Annotated in this window: 20 protein-coding genes and 1 pseudogene; 8 read left to right on the top strand and 13 right to left on the bottom strand. The window is 72.6% G+C overall.

Annotated elements, in window-relative coordinates:
* Window positions 1–32 precede the first annotated feature (32 nt).
* Entirely contained in the window at window positions 33–956 is a 924-nt protein-coding gene (locus ACIQM0_RS12660) for a serine hydrolase (protein WP_401285961.1), read from the top strand.
* Between the two features lie 45 nt (window positions 957–1,001).
* Here the strand turns inward: ACIQM0_RS12660 and mycP are convergent, their stop codons facing one another.
* Both mycP and ACIQM0_RS12670 read right to left on the bottom strand, forming a co-directional pair.
* Complete coding sequence (mycP, locus tag ACIQM0_RS12665; RefSeq protein WP_401286126.1) at window positions 1,002–2,216, bottom strand: type VII secretion-associated serine protease mycosin; 1,215 nt, start codon at window positions 2,214–2,216, stop codon at window positions 1,002–1,004.
* A 5-nt stretch (window positions 2,217–2,221) separates the two neighbouring features.
* The gene (locus ACIQM0_RS12670; protein ID WP_401286127.1) at window positions 2,222–3,106 is read right to left on the bottom strand and encodes a hypothetical protein; all 885 of its coding nucleotides are present in this window, start codon (window positions 3,104–3,106) and stop codon (window positions 2,222–2,224) included.
* A 449-nt stretch (window positions 3,107–3,555) separates the two neighbouring features.
* Between ACIQM0_RS12670 and ACIQM0_RS12675 the strand changes: the two genes are divergently transcribed.
* Complete coding sequence (locus ACIQM0_RS12675) at window positions 3,556–4,758, top strand: amino acid deaminase/aldolase (RefSeq protein WP_363030545.1); 1,203 nt, start codon at window positions 3,556–3,558, stop codon at window positions 4,756–4,758.
* Between the two features lie 18 nt (window positions 4,759–4,776).
* Here the strand turns inward: ACIQM0_RS12675 and ACIQM0_RS12680 are convergent, their stop codons facing one another.
* From ACIQM0_RS12680 to ACIQM0_RS12695, 4 genes are read right to left on the bottom strand one after another with little or no spacing between them, the layout of a single operon-like run.
* Window positions 4,777–5,712 carry a DUF2510 domain-containing protein gene (locus tag ACIQM0_RS12680; RefSeq protein WP_401285962.1) on the bottom strand — a complete coding sequence of 312 codons (936 nt, stop codon included), beginning with the start codon at window positions 5,710–5,712 and terminating at the stop codon, window positions 4,777–4,779.
* Window positions 5,713–5,744: 32 nt separating this feature from the next.
* On the bottom strand, window positions 5,745–6,533 hold the full coding sequence (locus tag ACIQM0_RS12685) for a 3-oxoacyl-ACP reductase (RefSeq protein WP_401285963.1): 789 nt from the start codon (window positions 6,531–6,533) through the stop codon (window positions 5,745–5,747).
* Between the two features lie 6 nt (window positions 6,534–6,539).
* Window positions 6,540–7,904: an aldehyde dehydrogenase family protein gene (locus ACIQM0_RS12690; RefSeq protein WP_401285964.1), complete on the bottom strand. Its 1,365-nt coding sequence runs from the start codon at window positions 7,902–7,904 to the stop codon at window positions 6,540–6,542.
* Window positions 7,905–7,912: 8 nt separating this feature from the next.
* Window positions 7,913–9,280 carry a glutamine synthetase family protein gene (locus tag ACIQM0_RS12695; RefSeq protein ID WP_401285965.1) on the bottom strand — a complete coding sequence of 456 codons (1,368 nt, stop codon included), beginning with the start codon at window positions 9,278–9,280 and terminating at the stop codon, window positions 7,913–7,915.
* 131 nt (window positions 9,281–9,411) lie between these two features.
* On the opposite strand from ACIQM0_RS12695, the gene ACIQM0_RS12700 reads away from it, so the two are divergent.
* Window positions 9,412–10,113 carry a gamma-glutamyl-gamma-aminobutyrate hydrolase family protein gene (locus ACIQM0_RS12700; RefSeq protein ID WP_401285966.1) on the top strand — a complete coding sequence of 234 codons (702 nt, stop codon included), beginning with the start codon at window positions 9,412–9,414 and terminating at the stop codon, window positions 10,111–10,113.
* A gap of 38 nt (window positions 10,114–10,151) precedes the next feature.
* Here ACIQM0_RS12700 and ACIQM0_RS12705 read toward each other — a convergent pair whose 3' ends face one another.
* Together ACIQM0_RS12705 and ACIQM0_RS12710 are read right to left on the bottom strand one after the other, a co-directional pair.
* Complete coding sequence (locus tag ACIQM0_RS12705) at window positions 10,152–11,126, bottom strand: aminoglycoside phosphotransferase family protein (protein ID WP_401285967.1); 975 nt, start codon at window positions 11,124–11,126, stop codon at window positions 10,152–10,154.
* Window positions 11,127–11,254: 128 nt separating this feature from the next.
* On the bottom strand, window positions 11,255–12,187 hold the full coding sequence (locus ACIQM0_RS12710) for a LysR family transcriptional regulator (protein WP_401285968.1): 933 nt from the start codon (window positions 12,185–12,187) through the stop codon (window positions 11,255–11,257).
* A gap of 70 nt (window positions 12,188–12,257) precedes the next feature.
* Between ACIQM0_RS12710 and ACIQM0_RS12715 the strand changes: the two genes are divergently transcribed.
* The gene (locus ACIQM0_RS12715) at window positions 12,258–13,406 is read left to right on the top strand and encodes a TDT family transporter (protein ID WP_401285969.1); all 1,149 of its coding nucleotides are present in this window, start codon (window positions 12,258–12,260) and stop codon (window positions 13,404–13,406) included.
* On the opposite strand, the gene ACIQM0_RS12720 is transcribed toward ACIQM0_RS12715, so the two are convergent.
* The 4 genes from ACIQM0_RS12720 to ACIQM0_RS12735 form a co-directional block, all read right to left on the bottom strand.
* Window positions 13,345–14,049, bottom strand: coding sequence for a helical backbone metal receptor (locus ACIQM0_RS12720; RefSeq protein WP_401285970.1), 705 nt, complete (start codon window positions 14,047–14,049; stop codon window positions 13,345–13,347). The genes ACIQM0_RS12715 and ACIQM0_RS12720 overlap by 62 nt on opposite strands.
* 12 nt (window positions 14,050–14,061) lie before the next feature.
* On the bottom strand, window positions 14,062–14,607 hold the full coding sequence (locus ACIQM0_RS12725) for a helix-turn-helix domain-containing protein (RefSeq protein WP_363030535.1): 546 nt from the start codon (window positions 14,605–14,607) through the stop codon (window positions 14,062–14,064).
* 168 nt (window positions 14,608–14,775) lie between these two features.
* On the bottom strand, window positions 14,776–17,412 hold the full coding sequence (locus ACIQM0_RS12730; protein ID WP_401285971.1) for an ABC transporter permease/substrate binding protein: 2,637 nt from the start codon (window positions 17,410–17,412) through the stop codon (window positions 14,776–14,778).
* Window positions 17,405–18,469 (bottom strand): glycine betaine/L-proline ABC transporter ATP-binding protein, encoded by a 1,065-nt coding sequence (locus ACIQM0_RS12735; RefSeq protein WP_385033587.1) that lies wholly within the window; start codon window positions 18,467–18,469, stop codon window positions 17,405–17,407. The genes ACIQM0_RS12730 and ACIQM0_RS12735 overlap by 8 nt, the downstream gene beginning before the upstream one ends.
* Window positions 18,470–18,788: 319 nt before the next feature.
* Between ACIQM0_RS12735 and ACIQM0_RS12740 the strand changes: the two genes are divergently transcribed.
* Together ACIQM0_RS12740 and ACIQM0_RS12745 are read left to right on the top strand one after the other, a co-directional pair.
* Entirely contained in the window at window positions 18,789–19,697 is a 909-nt protein-coding gene (locus tag ACIQM0_RS12740) for a 5'-3' exonuclease H3TH domain-containing protein (protein ID WP_401286128.1), read from the top strand.
* Window positions 19,698–19,773: 76 nt separating this feature from the next.
* Window positions 19,774–20,616: a siderophore-interacting protein gene (locus tag ACIQM0_RS12745; protein ID WP_401285972.1), complete on the top strand. Its 843-nt coding sequence runs from the start codon at window positions 19,774–19,776 to the stop codon at window positions 20,614–20,616.
* A gap of 92 nt (window positions 20,617–20,708) precedes the next feature.
* Here ACIQM0_RS12745 and ACIQM0_RS12750 read toward each other — a convergent pair.
* Window positions 20,709–20,879 (bottom strand): annotated as a pseudogene (locus tag ACIQM0_RS12750) (ABC transporter permease); the annotation flags it as partial.
* A 186-nt stretch (window positions 20,880–21,065) separates the two neighbouring features.
* Between ACIQM0_RS12750 and ACIQM0_RS12755 the strand changes: the two are divergent.
* Both ACIQM0_RS12755 and ACIQM0_RS12760 read left to right on the top strand, forming a co-directional pair.
* Window positions 21,066–21,650, top strand: a complete 585-nt coding sequence (locus ACIQM0_RS12755; RefSeq protein ID WP_073737408.1) for a sigma-70 family RNA polymerase sigma factor — start codon at window positions 21,066–21,068, stop codon at window positions 21,648–21,650.
* The gene (locus tag ACIQM0_RS12760; RefSeq protein ID WP_401285973.1) at window positions 21,647–22,426 is read left to right on the top strand and encodes an anti-sigma factor domain-containing protein; all 780 of its coding nucleotides are present in this window, start codon (window positions 21,647–21,649) and stop codon (window positions 22,424–22,426) included. Before ACIQM0_RS12755 ends, ACIQM0_RS12760 begins: the two co-directional genes overlap by 4 nt.
* Window positions 22,427–22,576 lie beyond the last annotated feature (150 nt).

Consider the following 22,576-nt stretch of genomic DNA (forward strand, 5'->3'; position numbering starts at 1 on the left):
GGTTCCCAGCCCGGGTTCCTAGCGTGCGGACCATGCCCCGACACAGAATCCGCCGCTCCGCCCTGTCCGCGTCCGTGACGGCCGCGGTCCTGCTGGCCGGCTCGGCCGCCGGCGGCGCGTATCTGGCCGGCCGGTCACCGGATCACGCACCCGCCGCCGTGGCTTCCGTATCGTCCGTGTCCCCGGCCGTGACCGCGCCGGCCACGGAGCGGACGAGCGAGGAGCCTGTGGTGGATCTCGACGCGGAACTGGCCGGGGCCGTCGAGCCGCTGCTGGCGGGTGCGGACGGGGCCGCCGTGTCGGTGGCCGTGGTGGACAGCGGGAGCGGGACGCGTGCGGTGTACGGGGGTGCGGACGCGACGTACGACACCGCGAGCATCGTCAAAGTCGACATTCTGGCGGCGCTGCTGCTCCGGGCCCAGGACGAGAAGCGTGAACTGACCGCCGGTGAACGCGGCCACGCGGTGACGATGATCGAGAACAGCGACAACGACGCCGCCACCGCGCTGCTGGCGGCGGTCGGTGGTGCGGCGGGACTCGACTCCGCCAATGAGCGGCTCGGGCTCACCTCGACGACCGCCGCGCACGCCTGGGGGCTGACCCGGACGACCGCGGCCGATCAGCTGACGCTGCTGGAGGCCGTGTTCGGTACGGATACGGGCACGGCGCTGAGCGCGGATTCCCGTACGTATCTGCGAGGGCTGATGGAACGGGTCGAGGCCGACCAGCAGTGGGGGGTGTCGGCCGCGGGCAGCGGCTGGGCGCTCAAGAACGGCTGGATGCCGCGTACCGCCACCGGGCTGTGGAACATCAACAGCATCGGACGGGTGACGGCCGGCGGGCACACGTATCTGGTGGCGGTGCTCTCCGGCGGCCAGCGGACCAAGGAGTCGGGGATCGCGCTCGTCGAGTCGGCGGCGAGGGCGGCGGTCGGGGTGCTGAGGGCCGCGGACTGAGTGTCCTGTTGCCGCGGCGGGGAGCCCGCCCGAGCGGTGCGCCCGTCAGCGGCGCGCGAACACCGGCCGGCCGTTGCGGCCGCGCCACAGCACCACGGCCAGTGCGAGCAGGACCGCGCCCAGGCCGCCCGCCGCCGGGGCGAGCCAGCCCGCGGGGCCGTCGTCCTTGCGGGGCGGGGTGGGGCCGGGTCCGAAGTACCGCTTGCGGTACCCGGCCGCGCTGGAGTCCGTGGAGTCGGAGCGCAGCCCGTCGGGGCGGAGCGCGCCGCCCGCCTTGATGGCCGCGGCCGGGTCGACGATGCCGTAGCCCCGGGCATCGTCCCGGCCGCCCGAAGGGGAGCTGCGCGCGGTGTCCATCAGGAGCTTCTTGATCTGGGCGGGCGGCAGGCCGGGGTGGGCGGCACGGACGAGCGCGACCGCGCCGGAGACGAACGCGGAGGCTGCCGAGGTGCCCCACTCCACGTAGTACTGGCGGTCGGGGGCGGGGACGACGATGTCGACCCCGGGGGCGCTCACGGCGGCGTACCAGCGGCGGGTGGAGAACGAGGCGTGTGTGCCGTACCGGTCAACGGCGGCGACGGCGATCACTCCGGGGTAGGCGGCGGGGTACGAGATGTGGTCGCCCTTCTCGCCCCCGTTGCCGGACGACGCGACGACGACCGCGCCCTTCTTCAGCGCGTACTGGACGGCGGCGTCCTCACCGGGCTCCGGATGGGCGGACTCGCTGTCGTCGCCCAGGGAGAGGTTGATGACGTCGGCACCGTGGTCGGCGGCCCAGCGGATGCCGTCGGCGAGGGCCGTGCCGCGGGACTTGCGGGCCTTGGCCCGGGACGGGTCGCTCGCCTCCAGGATGACCCGGACCGGGAGGATCTTCGCCTGCGGCGCGATGCCGAGCACCCCGTCGGCGTTCCCGTCCCCGTGGCCCCGGCCCGCGATGATCCCGGCCATCGCGGTGCCGTGCCGTGCCCACGACCGGTCGCCGCGCCCGGCGCCGAAGCCGATCATGTCCTTGCCGGGCAGTACCTGGCCCGCCAGGTCGGGCAGGCTGCCGTCCACCCCGGTGTCGACGACGGCGACGGTGATCCCCTTGCCCCGGGTGGTCTGCCAGGCCTGCTCGGTGTGGAGCGCGTCCAGGCCCCACTGCTGGGCCCGGATGGTGTCCGCCCGCGCCGGTGACGCGGGCAGCAGCGCGAGCGAGGTGGCGGCGCAGACCGCTGCGACGACGCGGCGGTGACGGGCGCGGCGGGTCGCTCCGGGCACTCGGGTCACTCCGGCTTCTCCGTGAGCTGGGTGACGGTCCTGCGCAGGCCGCGCTCGACCCGGTCGGCCAGCCCCTTGGCCTCGTGACCGAGCCCGGCCTGGGCGGCGGCCGTCGTGGCGTTCGCCGCCATGGCCTTGTCGGCGGGCTGCGGCGTGGTGACCGTCCGCCCGTCGGCGAATCCGGAGACGGCGAACACCACGACGGGCACCTCGGCCAGGACGTGCACGGTCCAGCTGGCGCGCTGCTTGTCCCCGAAACCCGCCGCGGGCGTGTTCCTGACGGGATACGCGCGGGGCATCAGGTCGGCGCGTCCGTCGAGGTGCTGATCGGTGAACCGGGTGCTCAGCGCCCGCATGGCATCGGCGTCGCCCTCGGTGAAGAGCAGTCCGACCGTGGTGACGCTGCTGGACGTCGCGTCCCTGTAGGTGGCGCGCAGCAGCCGGGCGCAGCCGGCCGGGCGGAGCGTCTTGACCAGCAGCGGGTCCAGGGCAGTCGTGCAGCCGCTGTCCGGGGCGACGGCGAGCCTGGTCCAGACCCGGTCGGAGCCGCCCGGCCCCGCCCCGGTCCCCTTGAGGGTGCGCGGGAAGAGGGTGTCCACGGGCACGCTGTGCCAGGCGGCGCGGCCCACGGTGTAGGTGCTGTGGGCCGCCGGATCGGCCGAGGAGTCGCTGATCAGCCAGCTGCCGGTGGCTGCCCCGCCGATCAGCCCGAGGCCGAGCACCACGCAGACGGCGGCGGCCGCGCTCCTGAAGGGGTGCCGGGCCCGCACGGGGCGGAGCCTGGTCGTGGTCTCGGACGGTGTCTCGGGCGGGGCGCGGTGATGCGGTGGCCGGAAGGCGGGCGGCGCGGCGCGGCCGTCGGCCCACGGGGGCGGTGCGCCGAGGTCCACGGCGCCCACCGGGCGGCGCCGGGTCGCCGCGGGCGGCGCGGGCGGCGCGGCGGGGGGCGGCGGGAAGGCCGGAGCGGCGGGGGGCCCCGCCGGGTGCGCGGGGACGGGTGGCACCGGGCGGTACGGGGCGGTCGGCTCTGCGGCGGGGGCCGTCGAAGGGGTCGGTTCCGCGGCGGGCGGCTCGGGCACGGCGGGTCCGGATACCCGGCCGGGCGGAGGAGTGGTCGGGCGTGGCGGGACAGGAGCGCGCTGCGCCTCGGTACTCATCAGCCCCCCTGGTCCGTCCGTACCGCACGCGGATCGCCGCCACAGGCAGGCTCGTTGCGCGCCGCGTGAGCGTCACTCTACGGGCTGGGGCGCCCCTGAGGGGAGCGGGCCGCGGACCGCCGGACCGATCTGCGCAGATCATCCCCCTACCCAGCGGTACAGGTGTCTGGCAAGCTGCGGCCATGACTGCCCGCGCCGCTGACCGGACCCGCTACAACCGGGCCACCGCCCATCTCGATGCCCCGATCGCCGTCGTCGATCTGGAGGCGTTCGACGCCAACGCCGATGACCTGGTACGCCGTGCGGCCGGGAAACCGATCCGGGTGGCGAGCAAGTCGGTGCGCTGCCGTGCCCTGCTGGAGCGGGTGCTCGCACGGCCCGGTTTCGCCGGGATCATGTCGTTCACGCTCGCGGAGTCGCTGTGGCTGGCGCGGGCCGGGTTCGAGGACGTGCTGCTGGCCTATCCGTCGGCCGACCGGACGGCCTTCGCGGAACTCGCCGCGGACCCGAAGCTGGCCGCGGCCGTGACGGTGATGGTGGACGACCACGCGCAGCTGGAGCTGATCGACGCGGCACGGGCCGGGGGCACCGAGGAGATCCGGGTCTGCCTGGAGCTGGACACCTCCCTGCGGATGCTCGGCGGCAGGGTCAGGATCGGGGCGCTGCGTTCGCCGTTGCGCTCCCCCGCCCAACTGGCCGAGCTGGCCCGGTCCGTGGCCCGCAGGCCCGGATTCCGGCTGGTGGGGCTGATGGCGTACGAGGGCCACATCGCCGGGGTCGGCGACTCGGTCGAGGGACGGCCGCTGCGGTCCCGGGCGATCCGGCTGATGCAGGCCGCAGGCCGCCGGGAACTGGCGGTCCGGCGGGCCGAGGTGGTGCGGGCGGTACGGGCCGTGGCACCGGATCTGGAGTTCGTGAACGGCGGCGGCACCGGCAGTGTGCAGCACACCGCCGCGGAGCACGCGGTGACGGAGATCGCGGCTGGTTCCGGCCTCTACGTACCGCGGCTGTTCGACAACTACACCTCGTTCACGGCCCGTCCGGCGGCTCTGTTCGCCCAGCCGGTGGTGCGCAGGCCCGGGGTGGGCGTGGTGACGGTGCTCGGTGGCGGCTACCCGGCGTCCGGTGCGGCCGGCCCGGACCGGCTGCCGGTCCCGTACCTCCCGGAGGGGCTGCGTTACGACCCGCAGGAGGGCCCCGGTGAGGTGCAGACGCCCCTGCTCGGCGCCCCGGCCGACGATCTGCTGATCGGCGACAAGGTGTGGTTCCGGCACGCGAAGGCCGGCGAACTGTGCGAGCGGTTCGACGCGTTGCACCTGATCGAGGGGGACCGGGTGACGGCGACCGTGCCGACGTACCGGGGCGAGGGCCGCACCTTCCTCTGAGCCCGGGGAGGGGCGGCGTCAGGGAGCGACGGAGCTGCCGACGCCGCCGCTCGTCTCGCTGTCGCCGATCGGGCGGATGCCCTGGGTGAGGGTGTCCATGAGGGAGAGCCGGGGTCCGTCGGGGCCCGCGTCGAAGGCGTACCGCACGACGACGAGCGACTCGCTGCCGACCGCAGAGGGGAAGACGAGGGACTGCACGTAGCCGCCGGGGCCCTTCCCGGTGACGACCTTCCAGCGCACCAGGTATCCGGTGCGCCCGGCCACGCTCACCGCTGTGGCGGCTGTCTGCTTGTGGGACATGAGGCCGCCGTGGATGGGCCGGCCGATGACGTCCTCGTCGTACGCACGGTCCGCCGCGGCGACGACGTCCTGCTCGGCGATCTTCTCCGGCGTGGTCGCGTCGTTGCCGTTCGCGGTGCGGGTGGTCACCGTGCCGTGGTAGCACATCACGGAGGAGGCGCCGGGGCAGGAGTAGGTGTCGGCGGTACGCATCGTGAGCAGTTCGTCGACGGGGCGCTCGACCCGCTCCCAGCCATCGGGGATCGGCAGGGTGATGCCGTTGAGCTGGTCGACGAGCACGGTGGGGTCGTCGCCGGCCGGTGACCCGTCCGGCGAGGGGCTGTCGTCGCCGCCGGTGGCCGCGGGCGGCTTGGCGGAGCCGCTCGACCGGGCCTGCGGCTGCTGTCCCCCGTCGTCCCTGCCGAGCAGTACGGCTCCGGTCACCGCCGCACCGACGACCACCGCGCCCGCCACCACCGCTGCGATGATCCGGCCGCTTCCGCCACCGCTCCCCCGGCCGGGCGCGGCGGGGGAAGCGGTCCGCCCGGGGCCGGGCTGCTGCGCCGCGGCAGTGTGCGGGCGGGTGTGGGCGGTCCATGAAGTACCGTCCCACCAACGCTCGTTGCCGGGTGCGGCCGTGTCCGGATACCAGCCGGGCGGAGTCGGATAGCTCATCGCCCCAGCCTAGTGAGGGGGCCGCGCCCCTCCTACAGGGGTGTGACGTACGCGCCGGAGATGCCGCCGTCGACGAGGAAGTCGGTGGCGTTGACGAACGAGGAGTCGTCGCTCGCCAGGAAGGCGACGGCGGCCGCGATCTCGGTCGCCTCGGCGAACCGGCCGAGCGGAATGTGCACCAGCCGGCGGGCCGCGCGCTCCGGGTCCTTGGCGAACAGCTCCCGGAGCAGCGGGGTGTTGACCGGCCCGGGGCACAGCGCGTTGACCCGGATGCCCTCGCGGGCGAACTGGATGCCCAGCTCACGGGACATCGCGAGCACCCCGCCCTTGGAGGCGGTGTACGAGATCTGGGAGGTCGCCGCGCCCATCCTGGCCACGAACGAGGCGGTGTTGATGATCGAGCCGCGTCCCTGGCGGCGCATGTAGGGCAGGGCCGCCTTGCAGCACAGGTAGACGGAGGTGAGGTTGACGTCCTGGACGCGTTTCCATGCCTCCAGGCCGGTGGTGAGGATGGAGTCGTCGTCGGGCGGCGAGATGCCGGCGTTGTTGAAGGCGATGTCGACGGAGCCGTAGGTGTCGTGCGCCGCCGCGAACAGTGCCTCGACCTGTCCGGGATCGGTCACGTCGACCTGTACGAAGGTGCCGCCGACCGCTTCCGCGGCCGCCTTGCCCGCGGTCTCGTCGATGTCGCCGCAGACCACGTGCGCGCCCTCGGAGGCGAGCCGGTGGGCGGTGGCGAGACCGATGCCGCTGCCGGCGCCGGTGACGACGGCGGTGCGGCCGACGAGGCGGCGGCAGATGGGTGCGTTGTCCGTGGTCATACCGGTTCAGGCCTCCGTGCTGAGGAAGACGTTCTTGGTTTCGGTGAAGGCGGTGAGGGCGTCGGGTCCGAGCTCCCGGCCGAGGCCGGACTGCTTGTACCCGCCGAACGGGGTCCAGTAGCGGACCGCGGAGTGGGAGTTGACGGAGAGGTTCCCCGCCCGGACGGCCTGCGAGACGCGCAGCGCGCGTCCCACGTCGCGGGTCCACAGCGAGCCCGCCAGGCCGTAGCGCGTCGCGTTGGCGAGCCGGACGGCGTCCTCCTCGTCCTCGAAGGGCAGCACGACCGCGACCGGCCCGAACACCTCCTCGGTGGCGACGGGCGCGTCGGGCCGGGTGTCGGTGAGGACGGTCGGCGGGAACCAGAAGCCGGGGCCCTGGGGCGCGGTGCCCCGGATCGCGGCCGCGCCCTCGGGGACGTGCCCGCGTACCCGGTCCAGCTGGGTGCGCGAGATGAGCGGGCCCATCTGCGTCTTCTCGTCGGACGGGTCGCCCACGACGACGGCGGCGACGGCCGGGGCGAGCAGTTCCAGGAAGCGGTCGTACACGGATCGCTGGACGAGGATCCGGGTGCGGGCGCAGCAGTCCTGGCCCGCGTTGTCCAGGAAGGACATGGGGGCGGCGGCCGCGGCGGCCTCGACGTCGGCGTCGGCGAAGACGATGTTGGGGCTCTTGCCGCCGAGTTCGAGGGTGAGCCGCTTCACGTGTTCGGCGCACTTGGCCATGATCTGCTTGCCGACCCGGGTGGAGCCGGTGAACACGATCTTGGCGACGTCCGGGTGCTCGACCAGGGCGTTGCCCGCCTCGTCGCCCGCGCCCGGCAGCACCTGGAAGAGGTGCTCGGGCAGTCCGGCCTCCAGGGCCAGTCCGGCGAGCCGGAGGGCGGTCAGCGGGGTGGTCTCGGCGGGTTTGAGGACGACGGCGTTGCCCGCCGCGAGGGCCGGGGCGAGCGCCCAGGCGGCGATCGGCATGGGGAAGTTCCAGGGGGCGATCACGCCGATGACGCCGAGGGGTTCGAGCAGGGTGATGTCGATGCCGCCGGGTACCGGGATCTGCCGTCCGCTCAGCCGTTCCACTCCCCCGGCGGCGTAGTCGAGGAGATCGCGGACGTTGCCCGCCTCCCAGCGGGCGTTGCCGAGGGTGTGGCCCGCCTCGCGCACTTCCAGCCGGGCCAGTTCCTCGGTGCGGCCGTCCACGGCGGCGGCGAACCGGCGCAGCAGCCGGGCCCGGTCGGCGGGGGCGAGCGCCGCCCAGGTCCGCTGGGCGGCGGCCGCCCGGGTGACGGCCGCGTCCACCTCGGCCGGAGTGGTGGCGGGCACGGTGGCGACGAGCTCTTCCGTCGCCGGGTTCAGTACGTGGTGCTCACGGGTCAAGGAAGTCCTCACAGACGTTCGAAGGAGCGCTTGATCTCCCAGTCGGTCACCGCCGCGTCGAAGGCTTCGAGTTCGACGCGTGCCATGTTGGCGTAGTGCGCGACGGCCTCGGCCCCGAAGGCCGCCTCCGCGATCTCGCTGTGCGCCCAGAGCCCGGCGGCCTCGCGCAGGGTGGTGGGGACGTGGTCGTACGCGGCGGTGTAGGCGTTTCCCGCGCAGGGCTCGGGCAGTTCGAGACCGTGCTCGATGCCGTGGAGGCCGGCGGCGACGAGTGCGGCGACGGCGAGGTACGGGTTGACGTCACCGCCCGGGAGGCGGTTCTCGAAGCGCAGGGACTGGCCGTGGCCGACGACGCGGAGCGCGCAGGTGCGGTTGTCCTCGCCCCACGCGACGGCGGTCGGGGCGAAGGAGCCTGGCTGGAAGCGCTTGTAGGAGTTGATGTTCGGCGCGTAGAGGAGCGAGAAGTCGCGCAGGGCCGCGAGCTGGCCGGCGAGGAAGTGCCGCATCACCGGGGACATGGCCCCGTCCTCGTCCGCCATGACGCTGCGTCCGGGGTCGCCGGTGGACCGCAGCGAGAGGTGGATGTGGCAGGAGTTGCCCTCGCGCTCGTTGAACTTGGCCATGAAGGTGAGCGAGACGCCTTCCTGCGCGGCGATCTCCTTGGCGCCCGTCTTGTAGACGGCGTGCTGGTCGCAGGTGACCAGGGCCTCGTCGTAGCGGAACACGATCTCGTGCTGGCCGGGGTTGCACTCGCCCTTGGCCGACTCGACGGTGAGGCCCGCGCCCGCCATCTCGTTGCGGATGCGGCGCAGCAGGGGTTCGACGCGGCCGGTGCCGAGGACGGAGTAGTCGACGTTGTACTGGTTGACCGGGGTGAGGTCGCGGTAGTGGCGGTCCCAGGCCTGTTCGTAGGTGTCCTTGAAGACGATGAATTCGAGTTCGGTGCCGACGTGGGCGGTGTAGCCGTGCTCGGCGAGGCGTTCCAGCTGGCGGCGCAGGATCTGGCGGGGCGCGGCGACGACGGGTGAGCCGTCGCTCCAGGCGAGGTCGGCGGTGACCATCGCGGTGCTCTCGTTCCACGGCACCCTGCGCAGGGTGGCGAGGTCGGGGTGCATGGCGAAGTCGCCGTAGCCGCGGTCCCAGGAGGACATGGCGTAGCCGTCGACGGTGTTCATGTCGGTGTCGACCGCGAGGAGGTAGTTGCAGCCCTCGGTGCCGTGCGGCACGACCTCGTCGAGGAAGAAGCCGGCGGCGAAGCGTTTGCCCTGGAGCCGCCCCTGCATGTCGGGGAAGGCCAGGACCACGGTGTCGATCTCACCGCTGTCGACGAGGCGGCGCAGCTCCTCGACGGCGAGCGGGGCTGTTCGGTCGGACACGGATGGATCCTCTCCTCGCGGGCCGACGGATGATCCGGATCTACGGGCGACTGATCCAAATCTATGGGCAGTGCAAGGCATTTGGATACGGTGCCGATGCGTTCCGCGTGCCGTGCCGAGAGGGAGATCCGATGAACCGCCCGCTGATCGGGATCAGTACGTATCTGGAGGCCTCGGCGCGCTGGGGCGTCTGGGACCTGCCCGCGGCCCTGCTGCCGGCCGGGTACGGCCGGCAGGTCCGTGAGGCGGGCGGCCTGGCCGTGCTGCTTCCGCCGGACTCGCCGGAACTGGCCGCGTCGGTGGTGGCGCGGCTCGACGCGGTGGTGGTCGCGGGCGGGCCGGACGTTGACCCGGAGCGGTACGGGGCCGGGCGCGATCCGCGGACCGGGCCGCCCGCGCCGGAGCGCGACGCCTGGGAGAGCGCCCTGATCGGGGCCGCGCTGGAGTCGGGCACCCCGTTGCTCGGGATCTGCCGGGGGATGCAGCTGCTGAACGTGGTCCTGGGCGGCACGCTGACACAGCATCTGGACGGGCACGCGGGCCCCGGCGGGGCGGCGGGGGTGTTCGGTGCGCACACGGTGACGCCGGTGCCGGGGACGCGGTACGCCTCCGTGGTCCCCGGCGACTGCGACGTGCCCACCTACCACCACCAGGCCGCGGACCGGCTCGGCGCGGGTCTGGTGGCGGCCGCGCACGCGGCGGACGGCACGGTGGAGGCCGTCGAGCTGCCAGGGCCCGGATGGGTGCTCGGGGTGCAGTGGCATCCGGAGGCGGGCGGCGACGTGCGGGTGATGGCGGCGCTGGTGGCGGCCGCGCGGACGGGTCGTGTCTGAGAAGTCCCGTCCGCCTCGCGGGGTCCGGGCGGCCGACGCTACTCCTCGGGCACTCCCCAGGCGGGCCGGTGGCCGAGCCTGCCCCGTAGCCAGTCCAGTGCGGCCGCGCCCTGGGCCGCCTGGAACGCCCGCAGCGTGGGCAGGCCCGGCGGGGCGGGGCGCAGCGCGTGCGACACGAAGTAGCCGGTCAGGGCGGCGAGTACGGCGGTGACTCCCGCCGGGTCGGCGTCGCGGCCGAGCGGATGCGCCGTGAAGACGGTCTCCGGGTCGGGGCCGCCCTGGGCCGCGACGCACGGCAGCATCGCCAGCAGGTCGAACCAGGGTGCGGCGCGCATCGCGTGCGGCCAGTCGACGAAGACGACCCGGTCCTCGGTCAGCAGGATGTTGTCGGCGCGCAGATCGGCGTGGACGAGGCTGTCGCCGGTGGCGGGCCCCACCCAGCCGGACTCCAGTTCCGCGAGTGCGCCGAGGCGGCGGGCCGCCCAGGGGTCGAGGCGGGCGTCGCCCCCTGCGGCGTGCAGGGTCCGCCAGCCGGTGAACATCGAGGCCTCGCGCCGGGCGATGGGGGGCGCGTCGGCCGGGGCCGGGGTGAGGAGGCGGCCGAGTGCGCCGACGGCGGCCAGGACGCGGTCCAGCTCGGCGGGGTCCCAGGGGACGCGGGGCTGACGGCCCTCGATGTCCTCCAGGACGAGCGCGACGCAGGTGCCGTCGTCGTACGAGCCGAGCAGCCGGGGTACGGGGGCGTGCGGCGGGAGGGCGGCGGTGTGGCGGGCCTCGGCGCGGTGCAGGTCCGGGCTGCCGGCGTTCACCTCGGCGCTCACCGCCTTGACGAAGGCCCGCCCGCCGTTCGCGAGCCGCACCCGTGCGGCGACGCCGGGCGAGAAGCCACCGCTCTGGCTGCGGGCCTCGAAGACGGGTGAGCCGAGGATGTCCTCGACGGCGCGGCGCACGGCGGCGGGCAGGTCGGCCCACGCGTGGCGGACGCCGCGGGCGGGCGGTGCGGTCGTGGTCATCCGCCCATCCTTCCCGCTCGGCCGGATCGCGGGCCAGCCGTTTTACTCGGGCCATCCGTTTCGCGACGGCCATCCGTTGCGCGAGGGGCGGGGCCGCGCGCCCGCTCGGTGGGGGCCGCGCACCGCGCTCAGTCGCCGGGCCGGCCCGACCGCGTCAGGGAGAGCAGGTCCCGGGCCGGCCCCGTCGGGCGGTGTCCCGACGGCCAGACCGCGCGCAGCTGGCGCCGCAGCCGGACCCCGGCGATCGGGATCTCGACCAGCCGCCGGGACGACAGCTCCTCGCCGAGGGCCAGTTCGCTCAGCACGCACGGTCCCGCACCGCTCTCGGCCGCCCCCTTGACCGCGGTGGTCGAGGAGAGTTCCAGGAGCGGCGGGGCCAGTCCGCCGTGGACGGCGAGGGCGGCGTCCAGGACCTGCCGGGTGCCGGAGCCGTGCTCGCGCAGGATCAGCGGGGTCCCGGCGAGTTCGCTCGGGGTCAGCGGGGTGCGGCGGCGGGCCCAGGCGTGGGACGGGGCGACGACGACGACCAGGCGGTCGTGGGCGATGACGGTCCCGTCGAGGCCCTCGGGCACCGACAGGCCCTCGACGAAGCCCAGGTCCGCCTCGCCGCTCAGCAGCCGCCGGGCGGCGGCCGACGAGTTGCCGGCGAGCAGGGAGACGGCGGTGTCCGGCCGTTCGGCGCGCAGGGCGATCAGCCAGCCCGGGAGCAGGTACTCGGCGATGGTCATGGAGGCGGCGACCCGCAGCCTGGAGTCGCGCCGGTCCCGCAGCGCCTGGGCGCCCGCGTCGAACGCCTCGGCCGCCTCGACGACCCGGCGTGCCCAGTCGGTGACGAGCGCGCCCGCGTCGGTGAGGCGGGAGCCGCGGGGCGAGCGGTCGAGCAGGGCGAGACCTAGCTGCCGTTCCATCGACCTGATGCGGCTGCTGGCGGCGGGCTGGGAGATGCCGACGTCGCGTGCGGCCCGGCCGAGACTGCCGTGCCGGGCGACGGCGAGGAGCAGCTCCAGCGCGCCCAGGTCGGGCACCCGGTGGGACAGAAGCGCGGGTACATCACTGGTCATAAGTCCACCTTATGACCTCATAGAGCGGGACTCCCTGGTGGGGGACGGCCCCGGAACCAAGAATCGTGGCATGGCCATCTTTCCGCAGACCCGCACCGCGTTCCCGCACGCCCGCACGGCCAGGCGCCCGGCTCTGCGGTACTTCGGCCCCAACTGGTACGCGACCGTGATGGGTACCTCGATCGTCGCGAGCGCGGGCGCCGCCCTGCCCGTGCACCTCCCCGGCCTGCGGGCGGTCTGCGCGGTGGTGTGGGTGCTGGCCGCGCTCATGCTCGCCGCGGTGCTCACGGCGCGCGCCGGACACTGGGCCTCGCACCGCGACCAGGCCCGTACCCATCTCCTGGACCCGGGCGTGGCCCCGTTCTACGGCTGTCTCTCGATGGCGCTGCTGGCCGTCGGGGGCGCCGGGATGGTGGTGGGCAAGGATGTGATCGGGCACCGGGCGGCGCTGGTACTGGATGTGATGCTGTTCACCGCGGGCACCCTGACCGGGCTGTTCGTCGCGGTGGCGATCCCGTACCTCATGATGGTGCGCCATCGCCCGGAGCCCGGGACCGCGTCCCCGGTGTGGCTGCTTCCCGTGGTCGCGCCCATGGTCTCCGCGGCTCTCGGTCCGCTGCTGGTGCCTGAACTGCCGGCCGGCCAGTGGCGGGAGGCGCTGCTGCTGGCCTGCTACGCGATGTTCGGGCTGAGCCTGCTGGCGACGCTGGTGATGCTGCCGCTGATCTTCTCCCGGCTGGTCCACCAGGGTCCGCTGCCGCTCATGCTGACGCCCACGCTGTTCCTGGTGCTCGGCCCGCTGGGCCAGTCGACGACCGCGGTCAACGCGCTCGCCGATGTGGCGCCGGGTGCGATCGGGGCCCCGTACGCCTCCGCGTTCGGTGCCTTCGCCGTGCTGTACGGGGTGCCGGTCATGGGGTTCGCGCTGATGTGGCTGGCGCTGGCCGGTGCCATGGTGGTGCGGGCGGTGCGGGGCGGGATGACGTTCGGCATGACGTGGTGGGGCTTCACCTTCCCCGTCGGCACGTGTGTCACGGGCGCCGCGGGCCTGGCCCGGCACACCGGCCTGACGGCGTTCACCTGGCTGGCCGTCGCGCTCTACGTGCTGCTGGTGACGGCCTGGGCGGTGGCCGGTGTCCGCACGGTGCGCGGGCTGCTCAGCGGAGCGCTGCTCGCAGCGCCGCAGGGGCCCGCACCAGTGACGGTCCGTACCACGTGAGGAACCGCCCGTCGACGAGTGCGGCGGGCAGCGCGGGAAAGGCCTCGGGCCCGTCGGCGGCGGTGAACCGGTAGGGCTCGTCGGGCAGGACGACCAGGTCGGCGCCGGCCGCGTTCAGTTCGTCGAGCGGTACGCGGGGATAGCGCTCGGCGTGGTCCGCGTAGACGTTGGTGACGCCGAGCCGGGCCAGCAGGTCACCGGCGAAGGTGTCGCGGCCCAGGACCATCCAGGGCCTGCGCCAGACAGGGACGACCGCGCGGCGCGGGGCGAGCGGTGGCAGTGCCGCCCAGGCGGCCTCGGCCTCGTCCAGCCACCGGGGCCTCGGCAGCCCGCAGGCACCGGTCAGGAGGCGGTCCAGTTCCGCGAACGCCTCTTCGAGGGTGCGGACGGTGGTGACGAGGACCTCGGTCCCGGCCTCCCGCAGCGCGGCGAGGTCGGGTTCCCGGTTCTCCTCCTCGTTGGCCACCACGAGGTCCGGGCGCAGGGTGAGGATCCCGGGCACGTCGGGGTTCTTGGTGCCCCTGACGCGGGCGGCGCGCAGCCCGGCGGGGTGGGTGCACCAGTCGGTGGCACCGACGAGCAGACCGGGCGCGGTCACGGCGACGGCCTCGGTGAGCGAGGGGACGAGGGACACGACGCGCACGGCGGCTCCTCCTCAGCGACGCGGGTCGAAGGTGGCGTCGATGTGCTCGGCGACCGCGACGAACAGCAGCCGGGTGCCGGGTGCCGTGGCCCGCCAGCGGTGGCGCACCCCGCCCGAGAGGAACAGCGTGTCCCCGCGCTCCAGGCGGTAGGCCTGCCCCTCGGCCTCCACCTCGGCGGCGCCCTCCGCCACGTACATCACCTCGTCGTTGCGGTGCTGGAACTCGCGCCCCAGATCGAGCTCACCGGTGAATTCGAGGGCGCTGAGCTGATGGCGCCCGCGCACCACCCGGCGCGCCCCGTCCTCCTGCCCGCCGCGCACGACGTCGACGGCGCGCGCCGAGTCGGCGGCGGCCCGCAGGCGTGCGGGGGTGGTCTCCAGGGCGTCCGCGACCCGGTCCAGGGATCTGGCGCTGGGTCTGGCCCGTTCGTTCTCGATCTGGCTGAGGAACGGTACGGACAGGCCACTGCGCGTCGCGACCGCGGCCAGCGTGAGTCCCAGGGATCTGCGCTGTCTGCGGACCGCCGCGCCCACCCGGAGTGTTTCCTTGTCGTCCATGTCCGGCTCCCTCCCGACTCTCCATCCTTCCGGCTGCCAGCACCTTACGCACACGGTTACGCGAGGACGGCCGGTAATGAGGCGTCCGGACAGGCCGAAAGGGGTGGGCACCGCCACCGGCGGTGCCCACCCCTTCCTGTGCCGCGCCCCTGGCGGGGCCGCGACGGGTTACTGCTGGGGAGCCATCTTGTCCGCGATGCCCGGGTTCTTCGCCATCCAGGCCTGCACGGCGTCTTCCTCGTGTCCCGTACCGAGCTTCTGGATCTCGTTCTCCAGGCCGGCGAGCTGGTCCTCGCTCAGCTTGAAGTCCTTGAACCACTTGGTCAGCTGCGGGTAGTTCTTCGGGAAGTCCTTCGAGCCGATGGTGTGCAGGCGGTCGCCCTCACCGAAGGCCTTCTTGGGGTCCTGGAGCTTCGTCATCTTGTACTCGTTGTAGGCCCAGTGCGGGGTCCACAGGAGTACGGCGACGGGCTCCTTCTTGGCGTACGCGCGCTTCAGCTCGGCGAGCATGCCGGGCGTCGAGGAGTCGACGACCTTGTACTCCTTGTCGAGGCCGTACTGCGGCAGCACGTTCTTCTTGAGGTTCTCCATCGTGGCCGTGCCCGGCTCGATGCCGATGATCCGGCCCTTGAACTGGGAACTCTTGCCCTTGAGGTCGGCCAGGGACTTCACGTCCTTGACGTAGCCCGGCACCGCGACCTCGATCGAGGTGGGGCCGTACCACGAGCCGATGTCCGTCAGCTTCGAGCCGTACTTGTCCCAGTAGTTCTTCTGGGTGTACGGCAGCCAGCCGTCGAACTGCACGTCGATCTGACCGCGGGACATCGCGGTGTACATCGGGCCGACCTCGAACTGCTTGAGGTTGATCTTGTAACCGCGGTCCTCCAGGACGGCCTTCCACAGGTACGTGGCGGCGATGTCCTCCTCCCACGGGAACCAGGCCATCTCGACGGCGCGCTCGCGCTCGTCCTTGCCGTCGGCACCCTTGGAGGTGGCGGCCTTGGCGACCGGGGCCGCCTTGTCGGCGACGCCCGGGTTGGCCTTGAGCCAGGTGCGGACGGCCTCCTGCTCCTTGCCGGATCCGCTCTTCTGGATCTGCGCCTCAAGACTGGTGAGCTGGTCCTCGGTCATCTTGAAGTTCTTCAGCCACTTGCCGACCTCGGGGTTCTCGTCGGAGAAGCCCTTGCGGGTCAGGGTGTGGATGCCGTCGCCCTTGCCCCAGAGGTTCTTGGGGTCCTTGAGCTTGGTCAGGTCGTACTGGTTGTACGCCCAGTGCGGCGACCAGAGCGGAACGACGATCGGTTCCTTCTTGGCGTACGAGCGCTTCAGCTCGGCCAGCATCGACGGCGTGGAGCCGTCGACGACCTTGTACTCCTTGTCCAGGCCGTAGCCCGGCAGGATCTTGTCCTTGAGCAGGCCCATCTCACCGGCGCTCGGCTCGATGCCGACGATGCGGCCCTTGAAGTCGGACGCCTTGCCCTTGAGGTCGTCGAGCGAGTCGACGCCCTTCACGTACGAGGGGACGGCCAGCTCCAGGGAGGTGGGTCCGTACCAGGAGCCCATGTCCTCCAGGCGGTCCTTGTACTTCTTCCAGTACGCGGCGTGGGTGACCGGCAGCCAGGAGTCGGTCTCGAAGTCGATCTGGCCGTTGGCCATACCGGTGTAGAGCGCGCCGGCCTCGTACTGCTTGACGTCGACCTTGAAGCCGCGCTGTTCCAGCAGTTCCTTCCAGAGGAAGGTGGAGGCGATGCCCTCGTCCCACGGGATGTAGCCCATGCTGATCGTCTTGCCGGCCCCGATGTTCTTCGGGTCCTTGCTCGCGGTGTCGTCCGAGTCCGAGGAGCCGAACACACTCATGCCGCCGGCCACGAGGGCGAGGGCGACGATGCCGGCCACGGCGACGACGGGCTGCGGACGGTAGTTCCACACCTTCAGTCCACCGGCCACGGACTGCGCCTTGGCGAGCGCGCGGCGGGCCAGCGGGGAGACCTCGCGGCCCAGGGCGCTGGTCATCCGGTCCAGGTACATCGCCAGGATGACGATGGAGATACCGGCCTCGAAGCCGAGGCCGACGTCGACGTTGCCGATGGCGCGGTAGACGGAGCCGCCGAGGCCGCCGCCGCCGACCATGCCGGCGATGACCACCATGGACAGGCCCAGCATGATGACCTGGTTGATGCCCGCCATGATCGTGGGCAGCGCGAGCGGCAGCTGCACCCGCAGCAGGGTGTTGCGCGAGGTGGTGCCGAAGGCCTCTGCCGCCTCGACGAGTTCGGCGTCGACCTGGCGGATGCCGAGCTCGGTCATCCGGACGCCGGGGGGCAGCGCGAAGATGATGGTGGCGATGATGCCGGGGACCACGCCGACGCCGAAGAAGATGACGCCGGGGATCAGGTAGACCATGGCGGGCATGGTCTGCATGAAGTCGAGGACCGGCCGGGTCACCGCGCTGACGGCCTTGGACCGGGACGCCCAGATACCGAGCGGCACGGCCAGCACCAGCGTCACGATGGTGGCGACGAGTACCAGGGTGAGCGTGTCCATCGCTTCGTCCCACAACTCGATCGAGTCGATGACGGCGAAGCCGACGAACGCGAGCACACCGGCGAGCAGACCGCGCAGCCACCAGGCGATGACGGCGACGATGCCCGCGAAGAGCAGGGGTGCGGGGGCGGAGAGTACGGCGGCTATGCCGTCGAACATCCCGCCGACTATGGAGCTGATGGCGTCGAAGAGCCAGGCCAGATGGGTCTGGAGCCAGTCGACGGCGGAGTCGACCCAGTCGCCGAGGTGGAGCCTAAACACTGGCCACCTTCTTCAGCGCGGTCGCGGCGTCCTGGGGGGCCTCCGCGGGGGTCATCGGCTCACCGAGCACGGCGAGCAGCCGGGCCCGGGGCACGACGCCGACGAGCTTGCCCTTGTCGTCGGTCACGGCGACCGCGACACCGCTCTGCGAGCAGGGCGTGAACAGTTCGATGATCGGAGTGCCCTCTGTGACGGTGGCGGGGGCCTCCCGCAGGACGTCCTGCGGGGTACGGAGTTCCTTGCCGTCGTCCGTCCTGGTGCCCATGACGGTGTGCGGCTCGGCCATGATCGCGCCCGCGGTGAGCACCCGGGAGCGGTCCACGTCCTGGGTGAAGGAGGCGACGTAGTCGTTGGCCGGGGTGACGAGGATGTCCTCGGCGGTCCCGAGCTGGACGATCTCCCCGTCGCGCATCACGGCGATGCGGTCACCGAGGCGCATGGCCTCGTTGAGGTCGTGGGTGATGAAGACGATGGTCTTCTTCAGCCGCTTCTGCAGTTCCAGGAGCTGGTCCTGCATGTCGCGGCGGATCAGCGGGTCCAGGGCGCTGAAGGACTCGTCCATCAGGAGCAGGTCGGCGTCGGTGGCCAGTGCGCGGGCCAGGCCGACACGCTGCTGCATACCGCCGGACAGCTCGTCGGGCCAGGAGTTCTCCCAGCCCGCCAGGCCGGTCATCTCCAGGGCCTCCGCGGCGCGCCGGTTGCGCTCGTCGCGCGGCACGCCCTGCACCTCCAGGCCGTAGCCGGCGTTCTCCAGCACGCTCCGGTGGGGGAAGAGCGCGAAGTGCTGGAACACCATGCTGATCTTGGTGGACCGGACATGGCGGAGCTCGGCGGGAGTCAGGGCGGTCAGGTCCTGGTCGTCGAAGAGCACCTTCCCCGCGGTGGGCTCCAGCAGCCCGTTGAGCATCCGCAGCAACGTCGATTTACCGGACCCGGACAGACCCATCACTACGAAGATCTGTCCCGGTTCAACGGTGAACGATGCGTCGATCACCGCTGCGGTCGTTCCCTCGGCGCGCAGGTCGTCACGGCTGGAGCCGCTCTCGAGTTTCTGCACGGCTTGATCGGGTCGTCTGCCGAAAACCTTGTACAAGTGTTCGGCTTGCAGCCTTGACACATACACCTCACGCGTTGAACCGAAAACGGTCTGCCACCCCCTCCGGCAGACCGTGGAGCGCGCGGATTCGGTCCGCATGGCACGTGCACTAGTTGAAAATGCGACGTGGTCCGCTCCGGTGCCGCGCCTGCCCCCGCTTACGCAGGGCAAACGCAAGAGTGACCCAGCTCACACAAAAGCGGTCCGGGATCGGGAACCGCGCCCTCGGCGGCCACTGTCGGTGGGGTGCGGCATCATCAGGGGTGTGACGCGACGCCTGATGCTCCTCGACACCGCCTCCCTCTACTACCGCGCCTATTTCGGAGTCCCCGACTCGGTGCGCGCGCCGGACGGGACCCCGGTCAACGCCGTGCGCGGACTGCTCGACTTCATCGGCCGGCTCGTGCAGGACCACCGGCCGGACGACCTGGTCGCCTGCATGGACGCGGACTGGCGGCCGCACTGGCGGGTCGAGCTGATCCCCTCGTACAAGGCGCACCGGGTGGCGGTGGAGACCGCCGGGGGCCTGCCCGACGAGGAGGAGACGCCCGACACGCTGGCCCCGCAGGTGCCGATCATCGAGGACGTGCTCGACGCCCTGGGGATCGCGCGGGTCGGCGTCGCGGAGTACGAGGCGGACGACGTGATCGGCACGCTGGCCGGCCTCGTGACCGGCCCGGTGGACATCGTCACGGGCGACCGGGACCTCTACCAGCTGGTGGACGACGCCCGCGGGGTGCGGGTGCTCTACCCGCTGAAGGGCGTCGGCTCGCTCCAGGTGACGGACGAGGCCTGGCTGCGCGAGAAGTACGGGGTGGACGGCTCCGGCTACGTCGATCTGGCGCTGCTGCGCGGCGACCCGAGCGACGGGCTGCCCGGCGTGCCCGGCATCGGCGAGAAGACGGCGGCGAAGCTGCTGGACGCCTTCGGCGATCTGGCCGGAATCATGGCGGCGGTGGACGACCCGGCCTCGAAGCTGACGCCCTCGCAGCGCAAACGGCTCGACGAGGCCCGCGCCTACGTGGCTGTCGCGCCGAAGGTGGTCCGGGTCGCCGGTGACGTACCGCTGCCCGCGTTCGACCCCGCGCTCCCCGCCGAGCCGCGCGACCCTGCGGCACTCGAAGCGCTCGCGGACCAGTGGGGGCTGGGCGGCGCCCTGCAGCGCCTCCTCTCCACACTTCGGAACTGAGGTGTTAGGTTAGGTAACCCTAAGACCACGTTCACGGTCAGTGGTCCGGGTATCCGAAACACAGGGAGAGAACCTCGTGGCAGAACGACCGGCGCGGCAGGCCCCCACGGCGCAGGGTGCGCAGGTCCTGCGCACCGAGCAGATCACCCCGCACATGATCCGGGTGGTGCTCGGCGGTGACGGTCTCGCGGACTTCGCGCTCTCCGGTTACAGCGATCACTACATCAAGCTCTGCTTCGCCCCCGAGGGCGCCGAGTACGCGCACCCCTTCGACATGGCCCGCATCCGCGAGGAGTTCCCGCGCGAGCTGTGGCCCACCACCCGTACGTACACGGTGCGCTCCTGGGACCCGGCCACCCGGGAGATGGCCGTCGACTTCGTGGTGCACGGCGACGAGGGCCTCGCGGGCCCGTGGGCGGCCCGTGCCACGGCCGGCGACCCGGTGACGTTCCTGGGACCCGGCGGCGGCTACGGCCCGGACGCCTCGGCCGGCTGGCATCTCCTGGTGGGCGACGAGAGCGCGCTGCCGGCCATCGCCGCGGCGATGGAGCAGATGCCCGCGAACGCGGTGGTGCGCGCCTTCATCGAGGTCGCGGACGCCGCGGAGGAGCAGAAGATCACGACGCCGGACGGCGTCGGGGTGACCTGGCTGCACCGGGGCGACCGCCCGGTCGGCGAGGCGCTCACCGCCGCCGTGAAGGAGCTGGAGTTCCCGGCGGGCGAGGTGCAGGCGTTCGTCCACGGCGAGGCCGGCTTCGTCAAGGACATCCGGCGCCACCTGCGGCTGGACCGCGGCATCCCGCTGCCCCAGCTGTCGATCTCCGGCTACTGGCGCCTGGGCCAGAACGACGACGCCTGGCGCTCGGTCAAGCGCGAGTGGAACGCCCAGGTGGAGCGCGAGCAGGAGAGCGCCGCGTAGGGCGCGTCCGCGTGACGCACATGGCTGTGCCCCGGTCCGTGGACCGGGGCACAGCCATGTGCGCAGGAGAGGGGCAGGCCGGTCAGACCGACTGTGGTGCCGAAGCCGCCCAGTTCGACGACCTTCTTGAAGAGGTTGCCGAGCAGGAACAGCCAGATCACCGGCTGGATCAGCGAGATCACCAGGAAGACCGGCTGCCGGAGGATCGCCATCAGCTGCCTCTGGGTCATGTACCAGGTCTGGGACGGGGTCTGCCTGCTCATCGGGTGCCTCCCCCGGCGACCGGCACCTGGGTGGCCCGGGGTCGGCGCGAGTCTCCGGAACGCGTCAACCACGACGTATCGCGAATTCCGGAAGGCATGAAAGGTTTTTCCCCACCGACCAATCCGTATGGCCACTGGCTCCGAACCACCCCTGGAGACCGATGACCGTCCCGGGAGGAAGCCCGCGTGAAAGAAGCCGTGCACATCAGCGGACTGGCCTCGGCCGGACCCGACCTCCAGGAGCTCCTGGGAATGGTCGCCCGGGGTGATCAGGACGCTTTCGCGCAGGTGTACGAAGCGGTCTGCGGCCCGGTGCTCGGACTGGTGAGGAGCGTCCTGCGCGACCCCGCCCAGTCGGAGGAGGTCGCACAGGAGGTGCTGGTCGAGGTCTGGCGCACCGCGCCGCGCTTCCAGGCGGCCCGCGGCAGCGCCATGAACTGGGTGCTGACCCTGGCCCATCACCGGGCCGTGGACCGGGTGCGCTCGGTGGAGGCGACGACGGCCCGTGAGCACAAGGCCGCGCTGCTCGACCGCACCCCCGCCTTCGACGACGTCACCGAACAGGTGGAGAGCCGGCTGGAGCGGGAACAGGTCCGCCGCTGTATGCGGACCCTCTCGGAACTGCAACGGGAGTCCGTCACGCTGGCGTACTACCGCGGACTGACCTACCGCGAGGTGGGGGAACTGCTCGCGGTGCCGCTCGGAACGATCAAGACTCGACTGCGCGACGGACTGATCCGGCTGCGCGACTGCCTCGGGGTGAGCGCATGAGCGACGCCGGACTTCACACACTGACCGGGGCCTACGCCCTGCACGCGCTGCCGGAGGCGGAACGCCGGGAGTTCGAACGCCACCTGGGCGACTGCGAGGCGTGCTCCGTGGAAGTGCGGGAGCTGTCGGAGACGGCGACCCGACTCGGCCTCGCCGTATCGGCCACGCCCTCGCGGGAGCTGCGTGAGCGGGTGCTGCGGGAGATCGCGACCGTACGCCAGGAGTCGCCGTCCACCGGTCGGCGCGCCCGCTCCGGCGGGGGCGCCGACCGGGACGGCACGGGCCGGGCCGGGCGGTGGTCGAAGTTCGCGCTGGCCGCGTGCCTGGCCGCGGCGGCCGGCTTCGGCGGCGTCGCCGTCTGGCAGAACCAGGAGGCGCAGGACGCCCGGTCCGACGCCCGCGCCGCCGAGCAGCGGAGCGCACAGGTGGCCGAGGTCATCTCGGCGCCCGACGCCCGGTCCGATTCGGCCACGCTGAGCGACGGCGCGAAGGGCACCGTGGTGGTCTCCAGGAGCCAGGACCGGGCGGTGTTCCTCGCCTCGGGGCTGGCGGAGGCGCCCGGCGGCAAGGTCTACCAGCTGTGGTTCGACGACGGCGGCACGATGCGGTCCGCGGGCCTGATGCGGGCGACCGGCTCCTCGTCGACGACCTACGCGGCCCTGCTCGACGGGCCGGTGGACGGCGCCACGGGCATGGGCATCACGGTGGAGCCGACGGGCGGGTCCAAGCAGCCGACCTCCGCTCCCCTCGCGCTGATGAAGCTGCCCTCTGCATGAGGCGGCGGCCCGTGGGGGTCTGTCCGGAACGCCCTGTTCCGGACAGACCCCCACGGGCCGCATGAGCCGCGCCACGACGGGCACATGTCGTGAGCGGGACCACCGGCGGCCACGCCGCGAAGGTCCCGCCCCCGGACGCGGTGGTCAGGG

Source organism: Streptomyces sp. NPDC091387, from assembly GCF_044756945.1.
In the GTDB taxonomy this organism is placed as follows: domain Bacteria; phylum Actinomycetota; class Actinomycetes; order Streptomycetales; family Streptomycetaceae; genus Streptomyces.

Coding starts and splice junctions, on each gene's coding strand:
- ACIQM0_RS12725 (WP_363030535.1), bottom strand. CDS start 14,607: ATGGACGACAAGGAAACACTCCGGGTGGGCGCGGCGGTCCGCAGACAG.
- ACIQM0_RS12680 (WP_401285962.1), bottom strand. CDS start 5,712: ATGAGCTATCCGACTCCGCCCGGCTGGTATCCGGACACGGCCGCACCC.
- ACIQM0_RS12685 (WP_401285963.1), bottom strand. CDS start 6,533: ATGACCACGGACAACGCACCCATCTGCCGCCGCCTCGTCGGCCGCACC.
- ACIQM0_RS12710 (WP_401285968.1), bottom strand. CDS start 12,187: ATGACCAGTGATGTACCCGCGCTTCTGTCCCACCGGGTGCCCGACCTG.
- ACIQM0_RS12700 (WP_401285966.1), top strand. CDS start 9,412: ATGAACCGCCCGCTGATCGGGATCAGTACGTATCTGGAGGCCTCGGCG.
- ACIQM0_RS12675 (WP_363030545.1), top strand. CDS start 3,556: ATGACTGCCCGCGCCGCTGACCGGACCCGCTACAACCGGGCCACCGCC.
- ACIQM0_RS12705 (WP_401285967.1), bottom strand. CDS start 11,126: ATGACCACGACCGCACCGCCCGCCCGCGGCGTCCGCCACGCGTGGGCC.
- ACIQM0_RS12715 (WP_401285969.1), top strand. CDS start 12,258: ATGGCCATCTTTCCGCAGACCCGCACCGCGTTCCCGCACGCCCGCACG.
- ACIQM0_RS12760 (WP_401285973.1), top strand. CDS start 21,647: ATGAGCGACGCCGGACTTCACACACTGACCGGGGCCTACGCCCTGCAC.
- ACIQM0_RS12660 (WP_401285961.1), top strand. CDS start 33: ATGCCCCGACACAGAATCCGCCGCTCCGCCCTGTCCGCGTCCGTGACG.
- ACIQM0_RS12740 (WP_401286128.1), top strand. CDS start 18,789: ATGCTCCTCGACACCGCCTCCCTCTACTACCGCGCCTATTTCGGAGTC.